The 18,786-nt window shown below is 44.4% G+C and carries 21 protein-coding genes and 1 riboswitch; of the genes, 8 read left to right on the top strand and 13 right to left on the bottom strand.

What is annotated here, in order from left to right; all coding sequences use genetic code 11:
- Positions 1-208: 208 nt before the first annotated feature.
- The 10 genes from purF to AAV98_RS02670 form a co-directional block, all read right to left on the bottom strand.
- The gene (purF, locus tag AAV98_RS02715) at positions 209-1,624 is read right to left on the bottom strand and encodes an amidophosphoribosyltransferase (protein WP_060664030.1); all 1,416 of its coding nucleotides are present in this window, start codon (positions 1,622-1,624) and stop codon (positions 209-211) included.
- On the bottom strand, positions 1,609-3,831 hold the full coding sequence (gene purL / locus AAV98_RS02710; protein ID WP_060664029.1) for a phosphoribosylformylglycinamidine synthase subunit PurL: 2,223 nt from the start codon (positions 3,829-3,831) through the stop codon (positions 1,609-1,611). Before purL ends, purF begins: the two co-directional genes overlap by 16 nt.
- Positions 3,815-4,501, bottom strand: coding sequence for a phosphoribosylformylglycinamidine synthase subunit PurQ (purQ, locus tag AAV98_RS02705; protein WP_060664028.1), 687 nt, complete (start codon positions 4,499-4,501; stop codon positions 3,815-3,817). The genes purL and purQ overlap by 17 nt, the downstream gene beginning before the upstream one ends.
- Positions 4,498-4,752 carry a phosphoribosylformylglycinamidine synthase subunit PurS gene (purS, locus tag AAV98_RS02700; protein ID WP_060664027.1) on the bottom strand — a complete coding sequence of 85 codons (255 nt, stop codon included), beginning with the start codon at positions 4,750-4,752 and terminating at the stop codon, positions 4,498-4,500. Before purS ends, purQ begins: the two co-directional genes overlap by 4 nt.
- Positions 4,745-5,470 (bottom strand): phosphoribosylaminoimidazolesuccinocarboxamide synthase, encoded by a 726-nt coding sequence (gene purC, locus AAV98_RS02695; protein WP_060664026.1) that lies wholly within the window; start codon positions 5,468-5,470, stop codon positions 4,745-4,747. The genes purS and purC overlap by 8 nt, the downstream gene beginning before the upstream one ends.
- A gap of 367 nt (positions 5,471-5,837) precedes the next feature.
- Entirely contained in the window at positions 5,838-7,130 is a 1,293-nt protein-coding gene (purB, locus tag AAV98_RS02690) for an adenylosuccinate lyase (protein ID WP_060664025.1), read from the bottom strand.
- Entirely contained in the window at positions 7,127-8,281 is a 1,155-nt protein-coding gene (purK, locus tag AAV98_RS02685; RefSeq protein WP_060664024.1) for a 5-(carboxyamino)imidazole ribonucleotide synthase, read from the bottom strand. Before purK ends, purB begins: the two co-directional genes overlap by 4 nt.
- Positions 8,265-8,753 (bottom strand): 5-(carboxyamino)imidazole ribonucleotide mutase, encoded by a 489-nt coding sequence (gene purE, locus AAV98_RS02680; RefSeq protein ID WP_060664023.1) that lies wholly within the window; start codon positions 8,751-8,753, stop codon positions 8,265-8,267. The genes purK and purE overlap by 17 nt, the downstream gene beginning before the upstream one ends.
- Positions 8,754-9,117: 364 nt before the next feature.
- Positions 9,118-9,218: riboswitch (purine riboswitch) on the bottom strand.
- Positions 9,219-9,320: 102 nt separating this feature from the next.
- The gene (locus tag AAV98_RS02675) at positions 9,321-9,527 is read right to left on the bottom strand and encodes an NETI motif-containing protein (protein ID WP_060664022.1); all 207 of its coding nucleotides are present in this window, start codon (positions 9,525-9,527) and stop codon (positions 9,321-9,323) included.
- On the bottom strand, positions 9,491-10,045 hold the full coding sequence (locus tag AAV98_RS02670) for a DUF2179 domain-containing protein (protein WP_169289400.1): 555 nt from the start codon (positions 10,043-10,045) through the stop codon (positions 9,491-9,493). Before AAV98_RS02670 ends, AAV98_RS02675 begins: the two co-directional genes overlap by 37 nt.
- A 210-nt stretch (positions 10,046-10,255) precedes the next feature.
- Between AAV98_RS02670 and AAV98_RS02665 the strand changes: the two genes are divergently transcribed.
- Positions 10,256-11,794: a glycine betaine uptake BCCT transporter gene (locus AAV98_RS02665; protein ID WP_060664020.1), complete on the top strand. Its 1,539-nt coding sequence runs from the start codon at positions 10,256-10,258 to the stop codon at positions 11,792-11,794.
- Positions 11,795-11,846: 52 nt separating this feature from the next.
- Here the strand turns inward: AAV98_RS02665 and AAV98_RS02660 are convergent, their stop codons facing one another.
- Positions 11,847-12,569 (bottom strand): hypothetical protein, encoded by a 723-nt coding sequence (locus AAV98_RS02660; protein WP_060664019.1) that lies wholly within the window; start codon positions 12,567-12,569, stop codon positions 11,847-11,849.
- A 41-nt stretch (positions 12,570-12,610) separates the two neighbouring features.
- Positions 12,611-13,858: an MFS transporter gene (locus AAV98_RS02655; RefSeq protein WP_060664018.1), complete on the bottom strand. Its 1,248-nt coding sequence runs from the start codon at positions 13,856-13,858 to the stop codon at positions 12,611-12,613.
- A 294-nt stretch (positions 13,859-14,152) separates the two neighbouring features.
- Between AAV98_RS02655 and AAV98_RS02650 the strand changes: the two genes are divergently transcribed.
- The 7 genes from AAV98_RS02650 (at position 14,153) to AAV98_RS02620 (ending at position 17,815) form a co-directional block, all read left to right on the top strand.
- Entirely contained in the window at positions 14,153-14,599 is a 447-nt protein-coding gene (locus AAV98_RS02650) for an Hsp20/alpha crystallin family protein (RefSeq protein WP_060664017.1), read from the top strand.
- A gap of 254 nt (positions 14,600-14,853) precedes the next feature.
- Entirely contained in the window at positions 14,854-15,405 is a 552-nt protein-coding gene (gene sigY, locus AAV98_RS02645) for an RNA polymerase sigma factor SigY (protein WP_060664016.1), read from the top strand.
- Complete coding sequence (locus AAV98_RS02640; protein WP_231687678.1) at positions 15,383-15,724, top strand: YxlC family protein; 342 nt, start codon at positions 15,383-15,385, stop codon at positions 15,722-15,724. Before sigY ends, AAV98_RS02640 begins: the two co-directional genes overlap by 23 nt.
- Positions 15,721-15,942 carry a hypothetical protein gene (locus AAV98_RS02635; protein ID WP_060664015.1) on the top strand — a complete coding sequence of 74 codons (222 nt, stop codon included), beginning with the start codon at positions 15,721-15,723 and terminating at the stop codon, positions 15,940-15,942. Before AAV98_RS02640 ends, AAV98_RS02635 begins: the two co-directional genes overlap by 4 nt.
- Positions 15,942-16,133, top strand: a complete 192-nt coding sequence (locus tag AAV98_RS02630) for a PLD nuclease N-terminal domain-containing protein (RefSeq protein WP_060664014.1) — start codon at positions 15,942-15,944, stop codon at positions 16,131-16,133. Before AAV98_RS02635 ends, AAV98_RS02630 begins: the two co-directional genes overlap by 1 nt.
- A gap of 12 nt (positions 16,134-16,145) precedes the next feature.
- Complete coding sequence (locus AAV98_RS02625; protein ID WP_060664013.1) at positions 16,146-17,042, top strand: ABC transporter ATP-binding protein; 897 nt, start codon at positions 16,146-16,148, stop codon at positions 17,040-17,042.
- Complete coding sequence (locus tag AAV98_RS02620) at positions 17,039-17,815, top strand: ABC transporter permease (protein WP_060664012.1); 777 nt, start codon at positions 17,039-17,041, stop codon at positions 17,813-17,815. The genes AAV98_RS02625 and AAV98_RS02620 overlap by 4 nt, the downstream gene beginning before the upstream one ends.
- Positions 17,816-17,847: 32 nt before the next feature.
- Here AAV98_RS02620 and AAV98_RS02615 read toward each other — a convergent pair whose 3' ends face one another.
- Positions 17,848-18,384, bottom strand: coding sequence for a topology modulation protein (locus AAV98_RS02615; protein WP_060664011.1), 537 nt, complete (start codon positions 18,382-18,384; stop codon positions 17,848-17,850).
- Positions 18,385-18,786 lie beyond the last annotated feature (402 nt).

The raw sequence follows: 18,786 nt of genomic DNA, 5'->3' as shown, positions 1-18,786 counted from the left end.
TCCCGCCGCTTTTTGGTAAGTTTTTTTTGAAAAAGTAATGATGTTTGGTTTCTCAATAGTTCTAGGGTGATTCCAACCTGATTCACACGTTTTTTCAGTGAATTGTAACTATTTTTGGTATTATTGTAACTTTTTCTGCCCTGATTGTGACTTTTTCCACCGTTATTGTAACTTTTCCAAATATCAGCCCTTCAACAAGTCACCAAGCCTAGCACTTCTCATGCGGCAGTACCGTGTCCGGAAAAATCTCCGTCGGATACTTGCCGGTAAAGCATGCCATACACTGCCCGCGCGTCTCCCCGTCAAACGGGCGGTCAATCGCTTCGACCATGCCACCAGGACTTAAAAATGCCAATGAATCCGCGCCAATGATCTCACGCATTTCTTCCACAGAATGAGAAGAGGCAATCAGCTCTTCATGTGTAGAAGTGTCAATTCCGTAAAAACAAGGATTCTTAATCGGTGGTGAACTGATGCGTACATGCACTTCGGTCGCACCTGCCTCACGAAGCATCCTTACAATCCTTCTGCTTGTTGTTCCGCGGACGATTGAATCATCGACCATCACGACACGCTTGCCTTCCACGACCCCGCGGACAGGAGAAAGCTTCATCTTTACACCCTGCTCACGTAATGATTGGGACGGCTGAATGAACGTACGGCCTACATATCTATTTTTAATCAAGCCTAGTTCATATGGAATGCCTGAAAGTTCTGCATAACCGATTGCTGCAGAGATACTGGAGTCCGGTACACCCGTAACCACATCTGCCTCAATCCCTGATTCCATCGCCAACTGCTTCCCAAGACTTTTCCTTGCTGTATGCACGTTGATGCCATCAATATTGCTGTCAGGTCTGGAAAAATAAATGTACTCCATGCTGCACATTGCACGTTGGGTATGCATCGTAAAGCGCTCGGAATGCAAGCCGCCATTGTCGATAATCAACAGTTCCCCAGGCTCGATGTCGCGGATGAATTCTGCCCCCACCACGTCAAACGCACAGGTCTCGGACGCCACGACGTAGGCATCATTCAGCCTACCAAGTGACAGAGGACGCAAACCGTTTGGATCAAGCGCCACCATCATTTCCGTCTCTGTCATGATTAAAAACGCATATGCGCCTTTTAGCATCGACAATGCATTTTTCACACGATCCTTTAACAACGTGTAGCCACTTCTTTTAATAAGATGAGCTAAAACTTCCGTATCGGACGTTGTTTGTAAAATACTCCCCATCGTCTCCAGCTGATGCTTGAGCGCATTCGCATTGACGAGATTTCCGTTGTGGGCTAGTGCAAGACTGCCAGATTGAGAGTGGAACAATAAAGGCTGCACATTCTCATAACCGCCGCCACCTGCCGTTGCATAGCGGACATGGCCAATAGCAGCTTTTCCGGCACCAAGTTCTTGCAATCTACCGTTACCGAACACTTCGTTCACAAGGCCTTCCCCTTTTACCGCTACAAGCTTCTCCCCATCAGTTGAAACAATCCCTGCGCCTTCTTGGCCACGGTGTTGCAGGCTATGCAAACCGTAATAGGTAATCTGGGATGCCTCGGGATGCCCCCAGATCCCGAACACCCCACATTCCTCATTCAAGCCCTTTAGTTCAGCAAGCATGGAATAGCTCCTTTCCAAGCATCGCGAAGGTCGTTCACAGAAACGTGAACTGCAACTTCACGTGATGCCGATTCAATATGAAGATTTCCTGTTGCTGTGACCGTTCCTACTAAACTAGCATCCGATACCATTGCCTCAAATGTTTCTTGATTTTCTGGACGAACAGAGACAACAAAGCGAGATTGTGTTTCGCTGAAAAGTGCAGACGTCATGTCGCCCGTTAGTGTAACAGAAGCCCCCAAGCCGCGAGCGCCCATCGCACTTTCCGCCAACGCCACAGCCACTCCACCTTCAGACACATCATGGGCTGATGCTACAAGACCAGCGCGAATCGCAGCTAACAGTTCATCCTGGCGTTTAGCTTCCACATTCAAATCAATCGCAGGTGCCTTCCCGAAAATCTTGCCATGCGTCAACTTCTGCAACTCACTTCCACCAAACTCAGCAGCTGTCTCCCCAATCACATAAATCAGATCGTCTTCATTTTTAAACTCCTGAGTCGTCACATGTTTCAAATCATCAATCAACCCAACCATGCCGACAACTGGCGTTGGGTAAACAGCCACACCGTTTGTTTCGTTGTATAAAGATACATTTCCACCGATAACTGGCGACTCTAATTTACGGCAAGCTTCACTCATGCCGTCTGTTGCTTTTTCAATCTGCCAGAAGATCTCCGGCTTTTCAGGATTACCAAAGTTCAAGCAATCTGTTATCGCCAATGGCTTCGCACCCGAACACACAATATTACGTGCCGCTTCAGCAACTGCGATCATTCCGCCTACTTCCGGATCTAGATATAGATAACGGGAGTTACAATCTGTTGTCATCGCCAAGGCTTTTTCCGTACCACGGATACGCACAACTGCTGCGTCAGAACCTGGCACTACTACTGTATTTGTTCGAACTTGATAGTCGTATTGATCATAAACCCACTCTTTGCTTGCGATGGTCGGCTGCTTCAAGAGTGCAACCAAAGTCTCTTCGTAGTCAGCTACTTCCGGCACCGCTACCTCCATCTCCTGGAACTCACGGTAATAAGCAGGTTCGCTTGATGGTTTATGGTAAACAGGAGCTTCTTCAGCTAGCGCATCCACCGGTACATCTGCAATCACTTCCCCTTTGTGAACAAGGCGAAGTTTTTTGTCATCTGTCACTTTTCCAATGGATACAGCTTCTAAGCCATATTTTGAAACGATTTCGTGCGCTTCGTGCTCACGGCCCGCTTCCACCACAATCAGCATGCGTTCTTGGGATTCAGAAAGCATCATTTCATAACCAGTCATGCCTGTTTCGCGCTGTGGCACAAGGTCCAGGTTCATTTCAATTCCGGAACCTGCCTTTGATGCCATTTCCGCAGAAGAACTAGTTAATCCAGCTGCTCCCATATCTTGAATTCCTACAAGGCCATCCCATTTCACGATTTCCAAGCAAGCTTCCAATAATAATTTTTCCATAAAAGGATCGCCAACTTGAACCGCTGGACGTTTCTCTTCTGATGCTTCAGAAAGCTCTTCTGATGCAAAAGTTGCCCCGTGAATCCCATCGCGTCCCGTTTTTGCCCCAACGTACATGACCGTATTCCCGACACCTTTTGCCTGCCCTTTTTTAATATCTTCATGATTGATCAGACCCACACACATCGCGTTCACTAGCGGGTTGCCATCATAGGCTGGGTCAAACTGGATCTCACCGCCAACTGTCGGGATGCCCACACAGTTCCCGTATCCTGCGATTCCTGCCACCACTTCTTCAAACAAATATTTCACACGTGGAGATGTTAGTTCCCCAAAGCGCAAAGAATTCAATAACGCAATCGGACGTGCGCCCATGGAAAAGACATCGCGGATGATGCCGCCGACACCTGTCGCTGCACCTTGATAAGGCTCGATGGCAGACGGGTGATTATGACTTTCTATTTTGAACACCACTGCCTGATTATCACCGATGTCCACAATTCCTGCACCTTCCCCAGGGCCTTGTAATACTTTTGGTCCATCTGTTGGGAATTTGCGCAATACCGGCTTTGAATTCTTGTAACTGCAATGCTCCGACCACATCACCGAGAATAACCCGGTTTCTGTGTAGTTTGGCAAACGCCCAAGAATTTTTTCTACCATTAGAAACTCTTCATCGCTTAGTCCCATTTCACGGTAAATGCCTTCCGCTTTGATCATCTCTGGATTTGGCTCAAGAAGTAACGACATGTGATTCCCTCCAATTACGAACGATAGATTGAAAGAGTTTAAGGCCATCTGCGCTGCCTAACAGCTCAGAAACCGCTCTCTCCGGGTGTGGCATCATACCAAGTACATTTCCTTTTTCATTTACAATCCCGGCAATATCATGTAGACTACCATTTGGATTGTCACCATTATAGGAAAAAGCAATTTGCCCATTGCTTACTAATTCCCCTAGAGTTTTCTCATCACAATAGTAATTTCCTTCCCCATGCGCTATGGGGATGGTGATGATCTCATCTTTTTCGTACCCCGACGTGAACATCGTTTTGTTATTCTCCACTTTCAATTTCACCGGACGGCACATAAACTTCAAGTTTTTATTCCTTCTCATTGCCCCTGGAAGAAGACCTGACTCCAGTAAAATTTGAAACCCGTTGCATACACCCAAAATTGGCTTACCAGCTTCTGCTGCTTTTTGTACTTCTAGCATGACATTGGAAAAACGTGCAATTGCGCCAGATCTTAGGTAATCCCCGTAAGAAAATCCACCTGGAAGTAAAATTCCGTCATACTCCTCTAGGTTCGTTGCATCATGCCATACATACTCGACTTCTTCCCCAAGCTCGTCTTTGATTGCATGGTACATATCTACATCACAGTTGGAGCCCGGAAACACGATGACTGCAAATTTCACGATCCAACAACCTCCTCCACCTCATAACGGAAGTCTTCAATCACTGTATTTGCCAATAAACGTTCGCACATTTCCTTTACAAGCACGTCTAGGTCACGGTCAGACTTTGCAATCGTCAATTCTAAAAATTTTCCGATACGAACTTCTTCGACCTCTTTATAAGAAAGACTATGAAGCGAGTTTTTCACTGCTGTTCCTTGTGGATCTAAAACGCTCTCTCTTAACGTTACAAATACCTTCACTTTATACATGCTGCTCTCCTCCAATACGTGCTAGTATTTTTTCGTATGCATCTGTCAGGCTTCCAAGATTTCTGCGGAACACATCTTTATCAAGTTTCTCATTCGTTTCCTTATCCCACAGGCGGCAAGTATCCGGTGATACCTCATCTGCCAAGATGATTCTGCCATCAACCGTTTTGCCAAATTCAAGCTTGAAATCAACTAATCTCAAATTCTTCTTTTCGAAAAATTGCGATAATACATCGTTCACCTTGCGCGCTACATGCTTCAAAATATCCACTTCTGCAGGTGTTGCAAGCTTCAAAAGTTGCACATGATCTTCTGTGATGAGCGGATCACCAAGTGAGTCATCTTTATAATAAAACTCCACGATTGGTTGCTCGAGCGTGATGCCTTCTTCTATTCCAAGGCGTTTTGCCATGCTGCCGGCCGTGATGTTGCGGACCACGACTTCAAGTGGAATGATGTCTACTTTTTTTACAAGTTGTTCTGTTTCGGACTTGCGCTCGATGAAGTGGTTTTCGATGCCAGCTTCTGTGAGCATGGAAAATAGTAAGCTTGTAATCTCGTTATTCAAACGGCCTTTGCCTGTGATGTCGGCTTTTTTTTCGCCGTTGAAGGCGGTGGCGGAGTTTTTATATTGAATCCAAACGATGTTTTCGTCGTTTGTTGAGTAGACCAGTTTTGCTTTGCCTTCGTATAGTAGTTCCTGCTTTTGCAAAGTCATGGGTTTGCCTCCTGTAAAAGAGAGATGGGTTTTTGGAAAAACTCCCTGTTGATCTCCGTTCCAGTTGTTCGCTTTCCGCGGGCGGTCCGGGAGCCTCCTCGGCTTCGCCTGTGGGGTCTCCCCTGTCCCTTCCTCCCGCAGGAGTCTCACAACTTGCACTCCAATCACCAGGGTAAATCACTTTGAATGAATGGTATTGTAAATATCACGAAACAACCTAGCTGTTGCTTGGAGCACAGGGCGAAGACTCCTGAGGGGGATAACGGTAGCTTGAGACCCCGCAACGAAGTGAGGAGGCTCAAGCACCGTCCCTAGGAAAGCGAAGCCCAGTGCGGAAAGCAACAGCGGTGCTCTACCAATTTATATTTTATAGCCCTAGTCGGTCAAAAATCGTATCTACATGCTGCAGATGGTAGTTGTAGTCGAAGCAGTCTTCGATTTGTGCCGGAGTCAGGCGGGACGTGATTTTCTCTTCGCCTTCTACTAGCTCACGGAAATGGACTTGCTTTTCCCATGCTTCCATCGCTTTTGGCTGAACTGTGTCATACGCTTCCTCACGGGACATGCCAGTGTCGATCAACGCAAGCAACACGCGTTGGGAGTAAATAAGCCCCAATGTACGGTCCATGTTGCGCTTCATGTTTTCCGGGAACACCGTTAAGTTTTTGATGATGTTGCCAAAACGGTTCAACATGTAGTTCAATGCAATCGTGCTGTCCGGTAAAATAATACGCTCTGCTGAAGAATGTGAGATATCGCGCTCATGCCAAAGTGGCACATTCTCGTAAGCTGTCATCATGTAACCGCGGATTACACGTGCAAGGCCTGTCATGTTTTCCGAACCGATTGGGTTCCGTTTGTGCGGCATTGCGGAAGATCCTTTTTGCCCTTTTGCGAAGAACTCTTCCACTTCGCGTGTTTCACTCTTTTGTAGGCCACGAACTTCGACTGCGAACTTTTCGATAGAAGTTGCGATCAACGCCAGTGTGCTTAAGTAATGAGCATGACGGTCACGTTGCAACGTTTGTGTGGAGATTGGCGCGCGTTGCAGACCTAATTTTTCACACACATACTCTTCTACAAACGGATTGATGTTTGCGTAAGTTCCAACCGCACCGGAGATTTTTCCGAACTCGATGCCTTCTGCTGCTTGCTTGAAACGCTCAAGGTTACGTTTCATTTCCTCGTACCATAGGGCAAGCTTTAAACCGAATGTTGTCGGCTCTGCGTGCACACCGTGTGTACGGCCCATCATGACCGTGTATTTATGGTCTTGCGCTTTCTCTTTTAAAATAGCAACGAAGCGTTCGATGTCAGCAAGTAGGATCTCGTTAGCCTGCTTCAGCTGGTAGGAAAGTGCTGTGTCGACTACATCTGTGGAAGTTAAACCATAATGCACCCACTTTTTCTCGTCTCCAAGTGTTTCAGATACCGCTCTTGTAAATGCAACCACGTCATGGCGAGTTTCCGCTTCGATCTCTTTAATGCGCTCGATATCAAAGGATGCTTTTTCACGAAGTACCTTTACGTCTTCTTTCGGGATATCCCCAAGTTCTGCCCATGCTTCACAAGCTAAGATTTCTACTTCAAGCCAAGCCTGAAATCGGTTTTCTTCTGTCCAAATCGCGCCCATCTCGGGTCTTGTATAACGTTCAATCATGTTAAAATCCTCCGTTCAACTGTGTTCCAAATCTGCCAGGAAGCCTCTTGCTCCAAAGCCTGTTCTATTGTATCAGCTAAAATATTGATATGTCCCATTTTTCGTTTCTCTTTTTTCTCGTGCTTGCCATATAAATGAAGCTTTGCATTTTCATAATGTGGAATGTGTTCCATTGCCGCGTCCACATGCTCCCCTAATAGATTAACCATTACCGCTTGCTTCCATAAGGTCGTTTTGCCAAGAGGCATTCCAGTCACTGCTCGGATGTGCTGCTCGAATTGTGAGGTTTCGCAAGCATCCATCGTATAGTGCCCCGAGTTGTGCGGTCTTGGTGCCAGTTCATTTATATAGAAGGTTCCATCTTCAAGGACGAACATTTCCACTGCCAGGGTCCCGATAAGATGGAAGTGCCTTGCTAATGTCATTGCACTTTGGATTGCGTTCATCTCTAGTATTTGATCAACCCTTGCTGGTGCTATTGTTTTATATAAAATATTTTCTCTATGTTCGTTTTCACCGACAGGGAATGCTTTAATTTCGCCTGTTGTGCTTCGTGCTACTACAACTGAGATTTCTTTTGTAAAAGGAATCCATTTTTCTAGGACACATTCGCCGTGTTCTAAAAGTTGTGCAGCCTGTTCAAGAGCTGATTCATCCTTCAACACTACCTGCCCTTTGCCATCATAACCGAATCGGCATGTTTTCAGGACGCTTGGATACCCGATTTTCTGGATGGCTTCATGAAGCTCTGCCTTTGTCGTTACTTCCATAAAAGGTGCAACCTGAAGGCCTGCTGCTTCAATCGCTCTTTTTTCGGTTCCGCGATGCTGGGTGACTTTCAACACTTCGCTGCCTTGTGGCAAATAAGCGTTCTCTTCTAGCCAGGTCAATGCTTCATAATCGATGTTTTCAAACTCATACGTGACGACATCGGATAGTGACGCAAGTTTTTTGATCGCTTCCATATCACTAAATGCCGCGGTTATTTCAATGTCTGCGACCTGTCCGCAAGGAGAATCTGGAGTTGGATCAAGCACAGCGATTTTAAAGCCCATTGCCTTTGCTGATAGTGCCATCATCCGACCAAGTTGTCCGCCGCCGATGATTCCAATGGTTGCTGGTGGAACGATATGTTTAAACAAGCTGATCACTACTTTCTATCACTTGCTGTTCTGTTGCATCTCTTCGTGCTTGAAGGCGTTCTGCCGTTTTGCTGTCATATGCGCCAATCATCTGTGCTGCAAGGAGCCCTGCGTTTGTTGCACCTGCTTTTCCGATAGCAACGGTTGCAACCGGTACGCCGCCTGGCATCTGGACAATGGAAAGCAAGGAGTCTAAGCCGTTTAGGGTTTTGGATTGAACGGGAACGCCGATTACTGGGAGTGTCGTTTTTGCTGCTACCATCCCGGGTAGGTGGGCTGCTCCTCCCGCTCCTGCGATGATGACTTTTAGGCCTCGTTCTCTTGCTTGTTCTGCGTAGGTGAACATAAGGTCTGGTGTGCGGTGTGCGGATACGACTTTCTTTTCGTATGGTATATGTAGTTCGTCAAGCATGTCACATGCGTGTTTCATCGTTTCCCAATCGGAAGTACTTCCCATGATCACTCCAACTATGGCGTTCATTTTGTTGCCTCCCTTATTGATTTGAATGGTTATCTGTTTGACTCCCTGTTTACTTTCGTTCCAGGTGTTCGCTTTCCGCGGGGCGTGTGCTTGAGCCTCCTCACTTCGTTGCGGGGTCTCAAGCTACCGCTACCTCCCGCTGGAGTCTCACACCTTGCACTTCAGTCAACAGGGTGGATTTTATTACTACCTAGCTGTTTCCCACGGAAAGCGAAGCCTTTTGCGGAAAGAAACAGCGGCGTTTAACAGAAACTTTTAGAAACAGAAAAGCCCAAATGGACTGTCCCTGTTTTAGGAGGGAAAGCAGTCCATCTGGGCTTTCATTAGCATAGGTAAACAAACTGAGTCGCCATGAAAAACATAGATGGTGTTAACTTCCCCTCATAGTCCGACCAATGTGGCGGTCGGGTAGAAACTTATGGGCCATATTCCCAAAATTATATGAGGTTTCATTATTTGTTTTTTATTCGTTTTCATCTACGTTTATCTTACCGTCTATTCCCGTTAATGTCAACGGAAATCATGAACAATGTAGTTTATTTATCGATTAATGTTCGTATTTTGGTGTTATTTTTCGATTAATTTTCCTTCGAATACTATTTTTCTTCCGATTGGATGCACTTCTTTGTGTCCGTTTTTTACCGTCTCCTGGAAAATGGGCTCTTCCATCCGGCGTGAGGGCATATAGCCTTCTTTTGCCATTCGGTCAAGGCATTCACTGATCGTTTCATTTTCCATTACTTCGAATTTTCGTTTTCGCGGCGTCTTACCCATTCTTTAATTTTCCTTTCCTTTACAGCTTTTACCCAGAAACCACCGTGAATGGTTTTTGGCTCATACGCAATAATGAATGCCTTAGGGTCATGTTCTTTGATGGCATGATACAAGCTCACCTCGTATTTTCGAGGGGTTAAAATTTGCAGGGCCATTCGGTCGCCTTCAAGCCCATTTGCCTGCCAGTTGGTCACCCCGTACCCTTTTTCACGCAAAAGCTTTGGCAGATCCTTGTCATATTCCTTCGTAATGACATTTACTGTGGTGTATCCAAGCGCCAGCTTTTCTTCTATTTTCATTCCGACAATAACGCCTACACCATAACCCAGTGCGTAGGCAGCCAAGTTTTGGATTTCATTCAGATTGTCCAGTACCAGGCCTAGACCTACCACATAAATGACAACCTCTACCATGCTGATTCCCGCAGCTAAGTAACGCTGCCCCTTTAACGTCAAAATCATTCGTATGGTAAAAAATGATACGTAAACAATATTGATAATGATAATGATTGCTACCATAACTAAACTATTTTCAAGCAAGATACCTGCCTCCTAGAGCCTAAATCTAGTATCTAATTCTAATGGAACCTGCTATAACCTGTAAACACTTAAGGTAAATTAATTGGTCTAAAGTCCCAGAAGTGTTACTATGGTATAGCTGTCGTTTTTGTAACAAATACTTAATTTATGAAAGAAGTGATGAGAAATCATTAAAGGAGTGAAAATATTTTGAAGAAAACAACCCCTGTGTTTATTGTTTCTATTATTGTTGCTGTCTTATTCATCATTTGGGGTGTAATTCCCGCAAGCATGTTGGGAGACGCCGCTTTAAAGCCTGTAACAGAAGCTGTACAAGGTTTTATTGTAGATAAGTTCGGTTGGTTTTACCTTTTAACTGCAACAGGATTTTTGTTATTTAGCATTATTCTTATATTCACTAAATTCGGACGTATTAAACTTGGCAAAGACACGGACGAACCGGAATACAATTACATCACATGGTTTGCGATGTTATTTAGTGCCGGGATGGGTATCGGATTAGTATTTTGGGGTGCTTCAGAGCCAATGTATCATTTTTTCGCCCCACCGACCGGAGAAGGGGAGACGGCTGAAGCGGCCAGGGTAGCAATGCGCTATTCATTTTTCCATTGGGGACTGCATCCTTGGGCCATCTATTCTGTCATCGCGCTTGCTTTAGCGTATTTCCAGTTTAGAAAAGGCTCACCAGGAGTTATCAGTTCCATCTTACGACCACTTTTAGGTGATCGGGTCGATGGCAATCTTGGTACCTTCATTAATTTTATCGCAGTTTTCGCTACAATCTTTGGGGTTGCTACTTCCCTTGGGCTTGGAGCCATCCAAATCAGTGGCGGCCTAGCGAGCGTCACTCCGGCCATCACAAACAATATCACGACTCAACTGATCGTGATTGCAGTGGTGACCGTACTGTTTATGTTATCGGCACAGACAGGCTTGAACAAGGGGATTAAATACTTAAGTAACCTGAATGTTGTGCTCGCAATTTCATTAATGTTGTTCTTGCTGTTCGCAGGGCCAACCAATTTTATTATGGATCTGTTTACAACAACCGTTGGAAGCTACATTCAGAATTTGCCTTCCATGAGCTTCCGTTTGTTCCCGTTTGACGCGGACAATTCATGGGTTCAGGATTGGACCATTTTCTATTGGGCATGGTGGATCGCTTGGGCACCATTTGTAGGTACGTTCATCGCCCGTATTTCTCGTGGACGCACAATTCGTGAGTTCTTGCTGGGAGTCCTATTGGTTCCAACTATTTTCGGTGGACTATGGTTCTCCGTATTCGGAGGATCTGCCATATTCTTGGAGTATTTTGAAGGCATTCCGGTGTATAGTGTCATTACCGAGTCTGGCACGGAAGTCGCACTGTTCTCTGTCTTGCAAAACTACCCACTTGGCATGATCATGTCCGGTCTTGCCATCTTCCTGATCTGCACCTTCTTCATCACTTCAGCAGATTCAGCAACCTTTGTCCTTGGCATGCAAACAACCAACGGCAGCCTGCATCCACCAAACTCCATCAAGTTTGTGTGGGGGCTTATCCAATCGGCAGCAGCAGCGATTCTATTATGGACCGGTGGACTCAAAGCACTTCAAACCGCTTCCATCATCGCCGCTTTCCCATTCGCCATCATCATGATACTGATGGTCTTCTCGCTCATGAAATCATTCAAAAGCGAGAAATTCACCAACGTTACGAAACCGGTGAGTGGGGAGAAAAAGGACTAACATACGCAAAAAGCAAAACGCTCAGAATTTATCTGAGCGTTTTTGCCATTTATCATGGTGTAAGGTTCGTTACTTCAAAGAATGTTGGGTCTGGCTTCATTACCTTCCAACCTTTTTCTGATAGAAAATATATCTCCTTATCACTTTCATAATAAACTTCAATTTCAAGGTCACCAACAACAAGAATACTTGCCTTTTTCCTTTTAGGGATTTGGTCTTCTTTCTCCCTATCTATTGCATTATTTATTAGCGATTGAACTTCTATGATCTTTGAATGGTTATTTATCTTAGTACAATTACTATCATCTAGGCTTGCATAAATACAAATGCTTGTTGGTATATCCTTGACCCAAGGAGTCGATGTAAAGATTGGGTGCTTATCGAAAGTAACTTCGGTTTTTTCATCAAAGGATTGGTAGTGCGCAGATATTCGCAGCACACCGTCAAAGCCCTCTTTTCTCCAACTCGAATAAAAACCAGACCAATCATTCTCCTCATCATTGTCATCTAGAGCAGATTGTATATACTCAACTTTCCAACCACGTTTAGGAAGCTCCTCTTGATAAAAAGAATATATTTCCTCCCAGCGATCGCCTTCTATTTCATATTGGCTCCTGGAAGCCTTCAAACCTTTATACAAAGGAATATCTCTCTGTTGTTCCGGAATAATTGTCATTCCCTCGTAGGCATCATCAGTAATTTTTTCATAAGAAAACCATCCCAGAAGGATTAAAATAAGGATACTTCCGAAGAAAAATAAATTTCTTTTTTTCATGATATATCTCCCTATTGTGTAATTTGGGGTCAGACCCCTCTTTACCTCTTCATCACTTTACCATACAAAACCACTGCCGGAAGCAGTAGCATGGCGCTAAGTACTAGCGCGGTGCGAATGTAGTATCTGGTGGCAATGACGCCCACGAATGGTCCTCCTAGTCCTTGCCCGACCGCGTTGCCCTGGCCCATGATGGATAGGACGGTGGCCCGTGATTTGCTTTCCAACTGTTGATTCAGCCATGCCTGATATATTGGGGCAGTGATAGAGCCGTTGATGCCAAGCATCCAGAAACAAAAAATGGCCAAGTAGAAGGATGGTGTTACCGCGAAGAGAACCAGAAAGATAACCTGCCCAATCGTAAAGTAAAACAAACTGTATCTGATCACCTTTGGCTGATTCACATCAAATCTGCGCTGGTACCATTCCATCGCTCCGATGCTAATCAACGTTCCCACAAACTGAATGACACCGAACCAAACAACCACATCCAGTGAACCGATGCTTGGAAAAGTGAATGCTTCCAACAGATGCGCTTCCCAAAGGCGGTCAAATCCCTCAGATGTTGCACCGATAAATATCGTCACCACTAACAGCATAATAAGTACCGGCTTGTTTTTTATAAAAGACACACCAGAAATAAACGTGCCGGACATTGCTTTCAACGGATTCACATCAGCATGTTCCACTCTCTCGAAATTCTTTTCTTTCATATAAATGCACAAGAAGACCCCAAGCAAAATGTAAAGCAATCCACCTGCCAGATAAGGAAGATTCAGTGCAATGCTTGCAAGTGCTACACTGATAACTATCCCAATAAGGCTCGCAATAAGCCGGAGTTGATTCGTGCGGACAAATATTTTCGCAACCGATCCTTCCCCTACTTCATCTGTCAGCCATGCCTGATCCGCCCCACTTAGGAATGTCTCTCCAATTCCGCGGATGAATTCTCCAATGAGTAATAGCACAAACGCAGACAACACCCCTGCAACTACCGTACTACCACTCAAGTAAAAGATACTTCCTTCAAAAATAAAGGCAGCCCCTAAGATGAATGTCGCAATAATAATGGACAGTCTCCTGCTGTAGGTGTCGGCCACCACTCCGGTTACACTTTCGAATATAATAACCGTCAACTCTATGGCCGTTCCAATCAATATTAGCTGTAAAGGATTCAATCCTAATTCTTCAATATAATAGATCGCATACGTGGTAAACATAATCGAGCTCGCAAGCGAAATAATGATATGCATGGCGTAATACACATGTTTTGTTTCCAATGTGTTCATTGTTACCTACTTTCCAGCAAGCAACAACACGGTATTAAACGTTAGTCGTCACTTGCTATTACGTTGTTTTTTCCTTTGTGTTTTTGTTTAAAATCAATGTATTGTTTTTTGACATGTTCAAACACCTCCATTTCAAAATATACCATGATTTCCCTTATAATTGCTTAACTGATTTTCGACACAGCTCCGGAAATAGGATTTACTCTATCAAACGTAACCTAGGCACTCACCTGCCCATCTCTGCATAATCTATTGGCAAAGAGAATGCTACCAGGAAAGGAAGCGTGATTGCTGATGATGCCATTTAATCAATTTAAAAATATGGGAGACTGGCGTAAACAATGGGATCAGTTTTTCGGAGACGAGTTTTGGAACGGATTTGAGCCCTACTTTGAAAATATGCAGACCCAGACCAACCTTTACAAAAAAGAGAACGAGCTGCTCTGCGTTATGTGCCTTCCAGGACTTGTGAACCCAGAACAAGTACAATTGTTTGTTCGTCCGCAACAACTTGAAGTAAAAGGCCAAATCAACCTCAACATCCAAGGTTACGAACTCATTGAAGAAGGGATCGCACAAGGCGAATTCCAACGCACCTTTGATCTCCCATTCCCAGTCCGCGACGACAAAGTAGACGCCACCTACGAAAACGGCCTCCTCCTCATCCAACTCCACCGCCACATCATAAGCGACACCAAACGCCAGATCTATGTGAGGGGCGGGGGGAATAAGGAGAAATAAAAAAATAAAAATAAGGGGTCAGACCCCTCTAGGAATTTCCACTCCGACGTCGAATACTATATAAGTTAACACTACCATCCTTATCCCCCTTCACCTAGAAGGGGTTTTTTATTTGGTTTTAGGTAAGTTTAGTAAGTGAAATGGATATCACCAAAAAAATTTAAAAATAAAATGAACGGTTTGTAAATTCACAGCGTCTTATGGGTGAACGCATGGAAAGAAGCACAAAGAAGACTAAGAAAGGAGGCATCGATTTGGAGCAGGAAGAAGACATTTATCTGATACAAGAGGCTATCACAGGCGACGACGATGCCTTCACGCAGCTATTTCAGAAGCACTATTCTTTTCTATATAAATACTTGCTCAAACTAACACTGAACGAGGAAACGAGCAACGACCTGGCCCAGGAAACAATGATGAAGTGCTACACCAATCTCGCCTCATTCAAAGGAGAAGGGAAATTCTCCACCTGGATGATCTCGATTGCCTCAAGGCTCTACATCGATTCCATTCGGAAGCGAGAGCGAGAGAAGAAAAAAGCCAACCGGCTCCTACACGTCCTTTCCAGACAGCTTTCCTTCCGCTCAAAATCAAATGGAATGGAGTGGAGCGATACATTTTCAGACTTCAATCAGTTGCCACCAGAGACAAGAACACCGATTTTACTGAGACATTATTACGGTTACACCTATGAAGAAATCGGAACGATGCTTGGCATCAGAACAGGAACGGTAAAGTCAAGAGTACACAACGGCATCAAAACGCTAAGAAAGGAGTGGGACCATGACGATGAATCATCAGGATAAGAGAGAAAAGGAACTTCTAACAAAACTTCACAAAGACTGGCAGCAACTAGATGAGTTAGGGTCACCTCCCATCCCTTCAGCTCATCAAATGCAGGAACAACTTCATCTGGCAAAATTGGCAAAACGGAAAGCCTTCCAAAAGGAGTTCAGTATTTTCGTCATCACCGCACTTATCCTTTTAACAGCCTTTACAACAGCCATGTTCCAAGCACCCATTGTATTTATTGTCATTCAAGTTTCTGCATTCGTCCTAGCACCAATCATTTTCTACATCCTACAAAAAAATAAAGCTAAACAGGAAGGAAGCATCTTGTCATGACGCCAGAAAAACTAGACCAACTATACACCATTCTGCCATGGCTCATTCCTGTTCTGTTGACACAAAGCATCCTATTATTCATTGACGCTAAGAAAAAAGGCAGTTACGCATGGTTTTGGGGAATTTGGGGATTAATTCAATTTCCACTGCCTACCCTGTTCTATCTGCTATTCGTGTTCTACCCCCATCATAAGAAACAAAAGAGGAGAGGATTGTAATGGAAAACATCAACTGGTCACTTGTTGCACCACTAATCTTCTTGCAACTTATTTTGATCATTACGGCATTAATTAGCCTTAGCCGTCAAGAACAAACGAACGGACCGAAATGGGCCTGGACTCTCATCATACTATTCATCACTACAATCGGCCCCATCCTTTATTTTGTTATCGGACGAAAAAACGACTAGGGAGCGACTGGAATGTTACTTGAAATTAATGACTTAACAAAAACATTTAAGCAGCAGCAAGCCGTCAAAGGCCTTTCTTTTCACATAAAAAAAGGAAGTTGTGTCGCACTACTCGGTCCAAATGGAGCCGGAAAAACAACCACCCTGCAAATGCTTGCGGGGCTTCTTACACCAACAGCTGGAACAATCCATTTTACCCAAAACAACAACAAGGACTATTGGCACCAAATCGGATTCTTGCCTCAGCATCCTTCCTTTTTTTCCTGGATGACACCAAAGGAATATTTACAATTTGCAGGCAACCTCTCACACATCACAAAGGCTAAACTTACATCTAAAATTGAAGAAACACTCGAATTTGTCAGCTTAACAGATGTAAAAAATAAACGGATCGGTGGCTTCTCTGGGGGAATGAAACAACGGCTGGGCCTTGCGCAAGCCTTATTGCACGACCCAGAGCTCCTCATTCTCGACGAACCCGTTTCGGCACTTGACCCGGACGGCAGACGCGATGTCTTAAAAATGCTCACTGAATTAAAAAGCCGCATGACCATCCTGTTTTCCACCCATGTCCTACATGATGCAGAGCAGGTTTGCGACACCGTTATCATTCTAAAAGACGGCCAAATCAAGTGGGACGGCAGCCTGGGAGCATTAAGGTCCGAACACACCACGTCTGCTATAAAAGTAAAAACAGAAGAGCCACTCACTGGACAATTAGATGGCATTCCAAGCATAGAATCTATCGATTATACTGACACACACAGTGCCACCATCTATGTAAACGAAAAGACCTACCGCAGCAAAACTATTTTATCCAAAATACTAAACAACCAGCTCACCCTATCACACTATGAAAAGGTGCAAGATTCCCTTGAAGACGCATATTTGAAGGTGATGAACCGATGAAAAACTTCTCCACACTTTTTATAAAAGAAATGAAAGAAAGCATACGCAACGGAAAATGGGTTTGGCTACCTATTGTCATCATGATCATTGGCATATCCCAACCATTGACCAGCTACTATATGCCACAAATCATCGAATCAGCCGGTAACCTGCCAGAAGGAGCCGTCATTGAAATCCCCACTCCCTCCGGAGAAGAGGTTCTTGCCGGTACACTCGGACAATACGGCACCATTGCTACGCTTCTATTTGTGCTAGCAAGCATGAGTGCAATTTCGATTGAACGCCAAACCGGTACCCTCACACTCGTCATGGCCCGTCCTGTCCAGCCACTTCAGTACATCCTAAGCAAATGGACAGCACAACTCGTCATTGCTCTAACATCCCTGCTACTCAGCTATATGCTAACCTGGTACTATACCAATCTACTATTCAACCAAGTAGATTGGGACATCATGCTCGCAAGCCTCGGCGTATATAGCTTATGGATCGTACTCATTATCTCTGTTACTATCTTTGCAGGAACTTTGCTCCGTACATCAGGAGGCATCGCCGGTGTTAGCGTCTCTTTCCTTGCACTTTTAACTGTTTCCACAGGACTCTTCACCAAGTTTATGGAATGGAGTCCATCCAAACTAAGAGAACATGCAACTGCCATCCTTATGCAAGGAGAGCTTCTTGAAAATGGTCTACTCGTTATTGCAGCTACACTTTGCCTTTCCCTACTTTTTGTCCTGTTGGCAACCTTCAACTTTAAGAGATTTGAACAGTTCTAATTATAAAAAAAGAGTAGCTACAGGTTCTTCTTTTAAGAAGCCGAGCTACTCTTTTGTCTTTCTACCCCTTGCAAAAAATATTCTATGGCCCTTTTCCCCCTCAGCCTCACTACCAACTTGTCCTCCTGATAATAATCCAATCGAGACTTCATGGTTTTTTTTCTTTCTCGGTAAGTCGTGATAATAAACTTAAGGAAACCCCACTCCATTCTCTCCGTACATCCACCACCAAGATCAGGACGCCTTTTCCCAAGGTTAGTCAACCATCTCTTAATTACCCTATACAAACATACCCTTAACGGAAGCTCCAAATAGATGATGGTGTCTGCCTTTTCAGCTCTTAAATCAAAAGTAGCTGTATAGTTCCCCTCAACGATCCAAGTGGAGTTGTTCTTTATCATTTCCTGTTGCAATTGTGTGAATTCTTCCATGCTAGCCTGTACCCAGCCCGGTTTCCAAAAGAACGCATCCAAGTTGAACACATTTTTATTCAATGCCTTTCCGAGCCTGCTGGCAAACGTAGATTTCCCTGCTCCTGCTGATACCCCTATGACCATTATGCGCTGCATGATTGATTTCCCTCCTTGTTATGTACGTTCTATCTTTAGAGTAATTAGTATAGTGAAGTTCTATTGGAAAATCTAGGGGGAATGGAGTGAGATTAAGACTTTATAAGTGAAAATCTTTCTTCTAGCTGTTATTTATATTGCGAATAAAGACCTCATTCCTGATTACTTCGCTTCTAATAGGTGTTTATAGCATCCATGAAGACCTTTTCGGTAAGAATTCCCCTTCCAAATTGTCATGATAACCATCATAAAGACACTATCGAACAAGTATCCCTCTCAAAAATGCCTTGATCCTCACGATGAAGACACTCTTACCAGCTTCTCCCCTCCCAAATTGTCTTCATCCACAAAACTCCACTTCTGGCCAAATTCTTGAAACACAAAAAAAAACCAGCGCCTAAT

It is taken from the genome of Bacillus sp. CHD6a (assembly GCF_001293645.1).
Taxonomy (GTDB): domain Bacteria; phylum Bacillota; class Bacilli; order Bacillales; family Bacillaceae_I; genus Sutcliffiella_A.
This window is presented reverse-complemented; position numbering and strand designations above follow the sequence as displayed.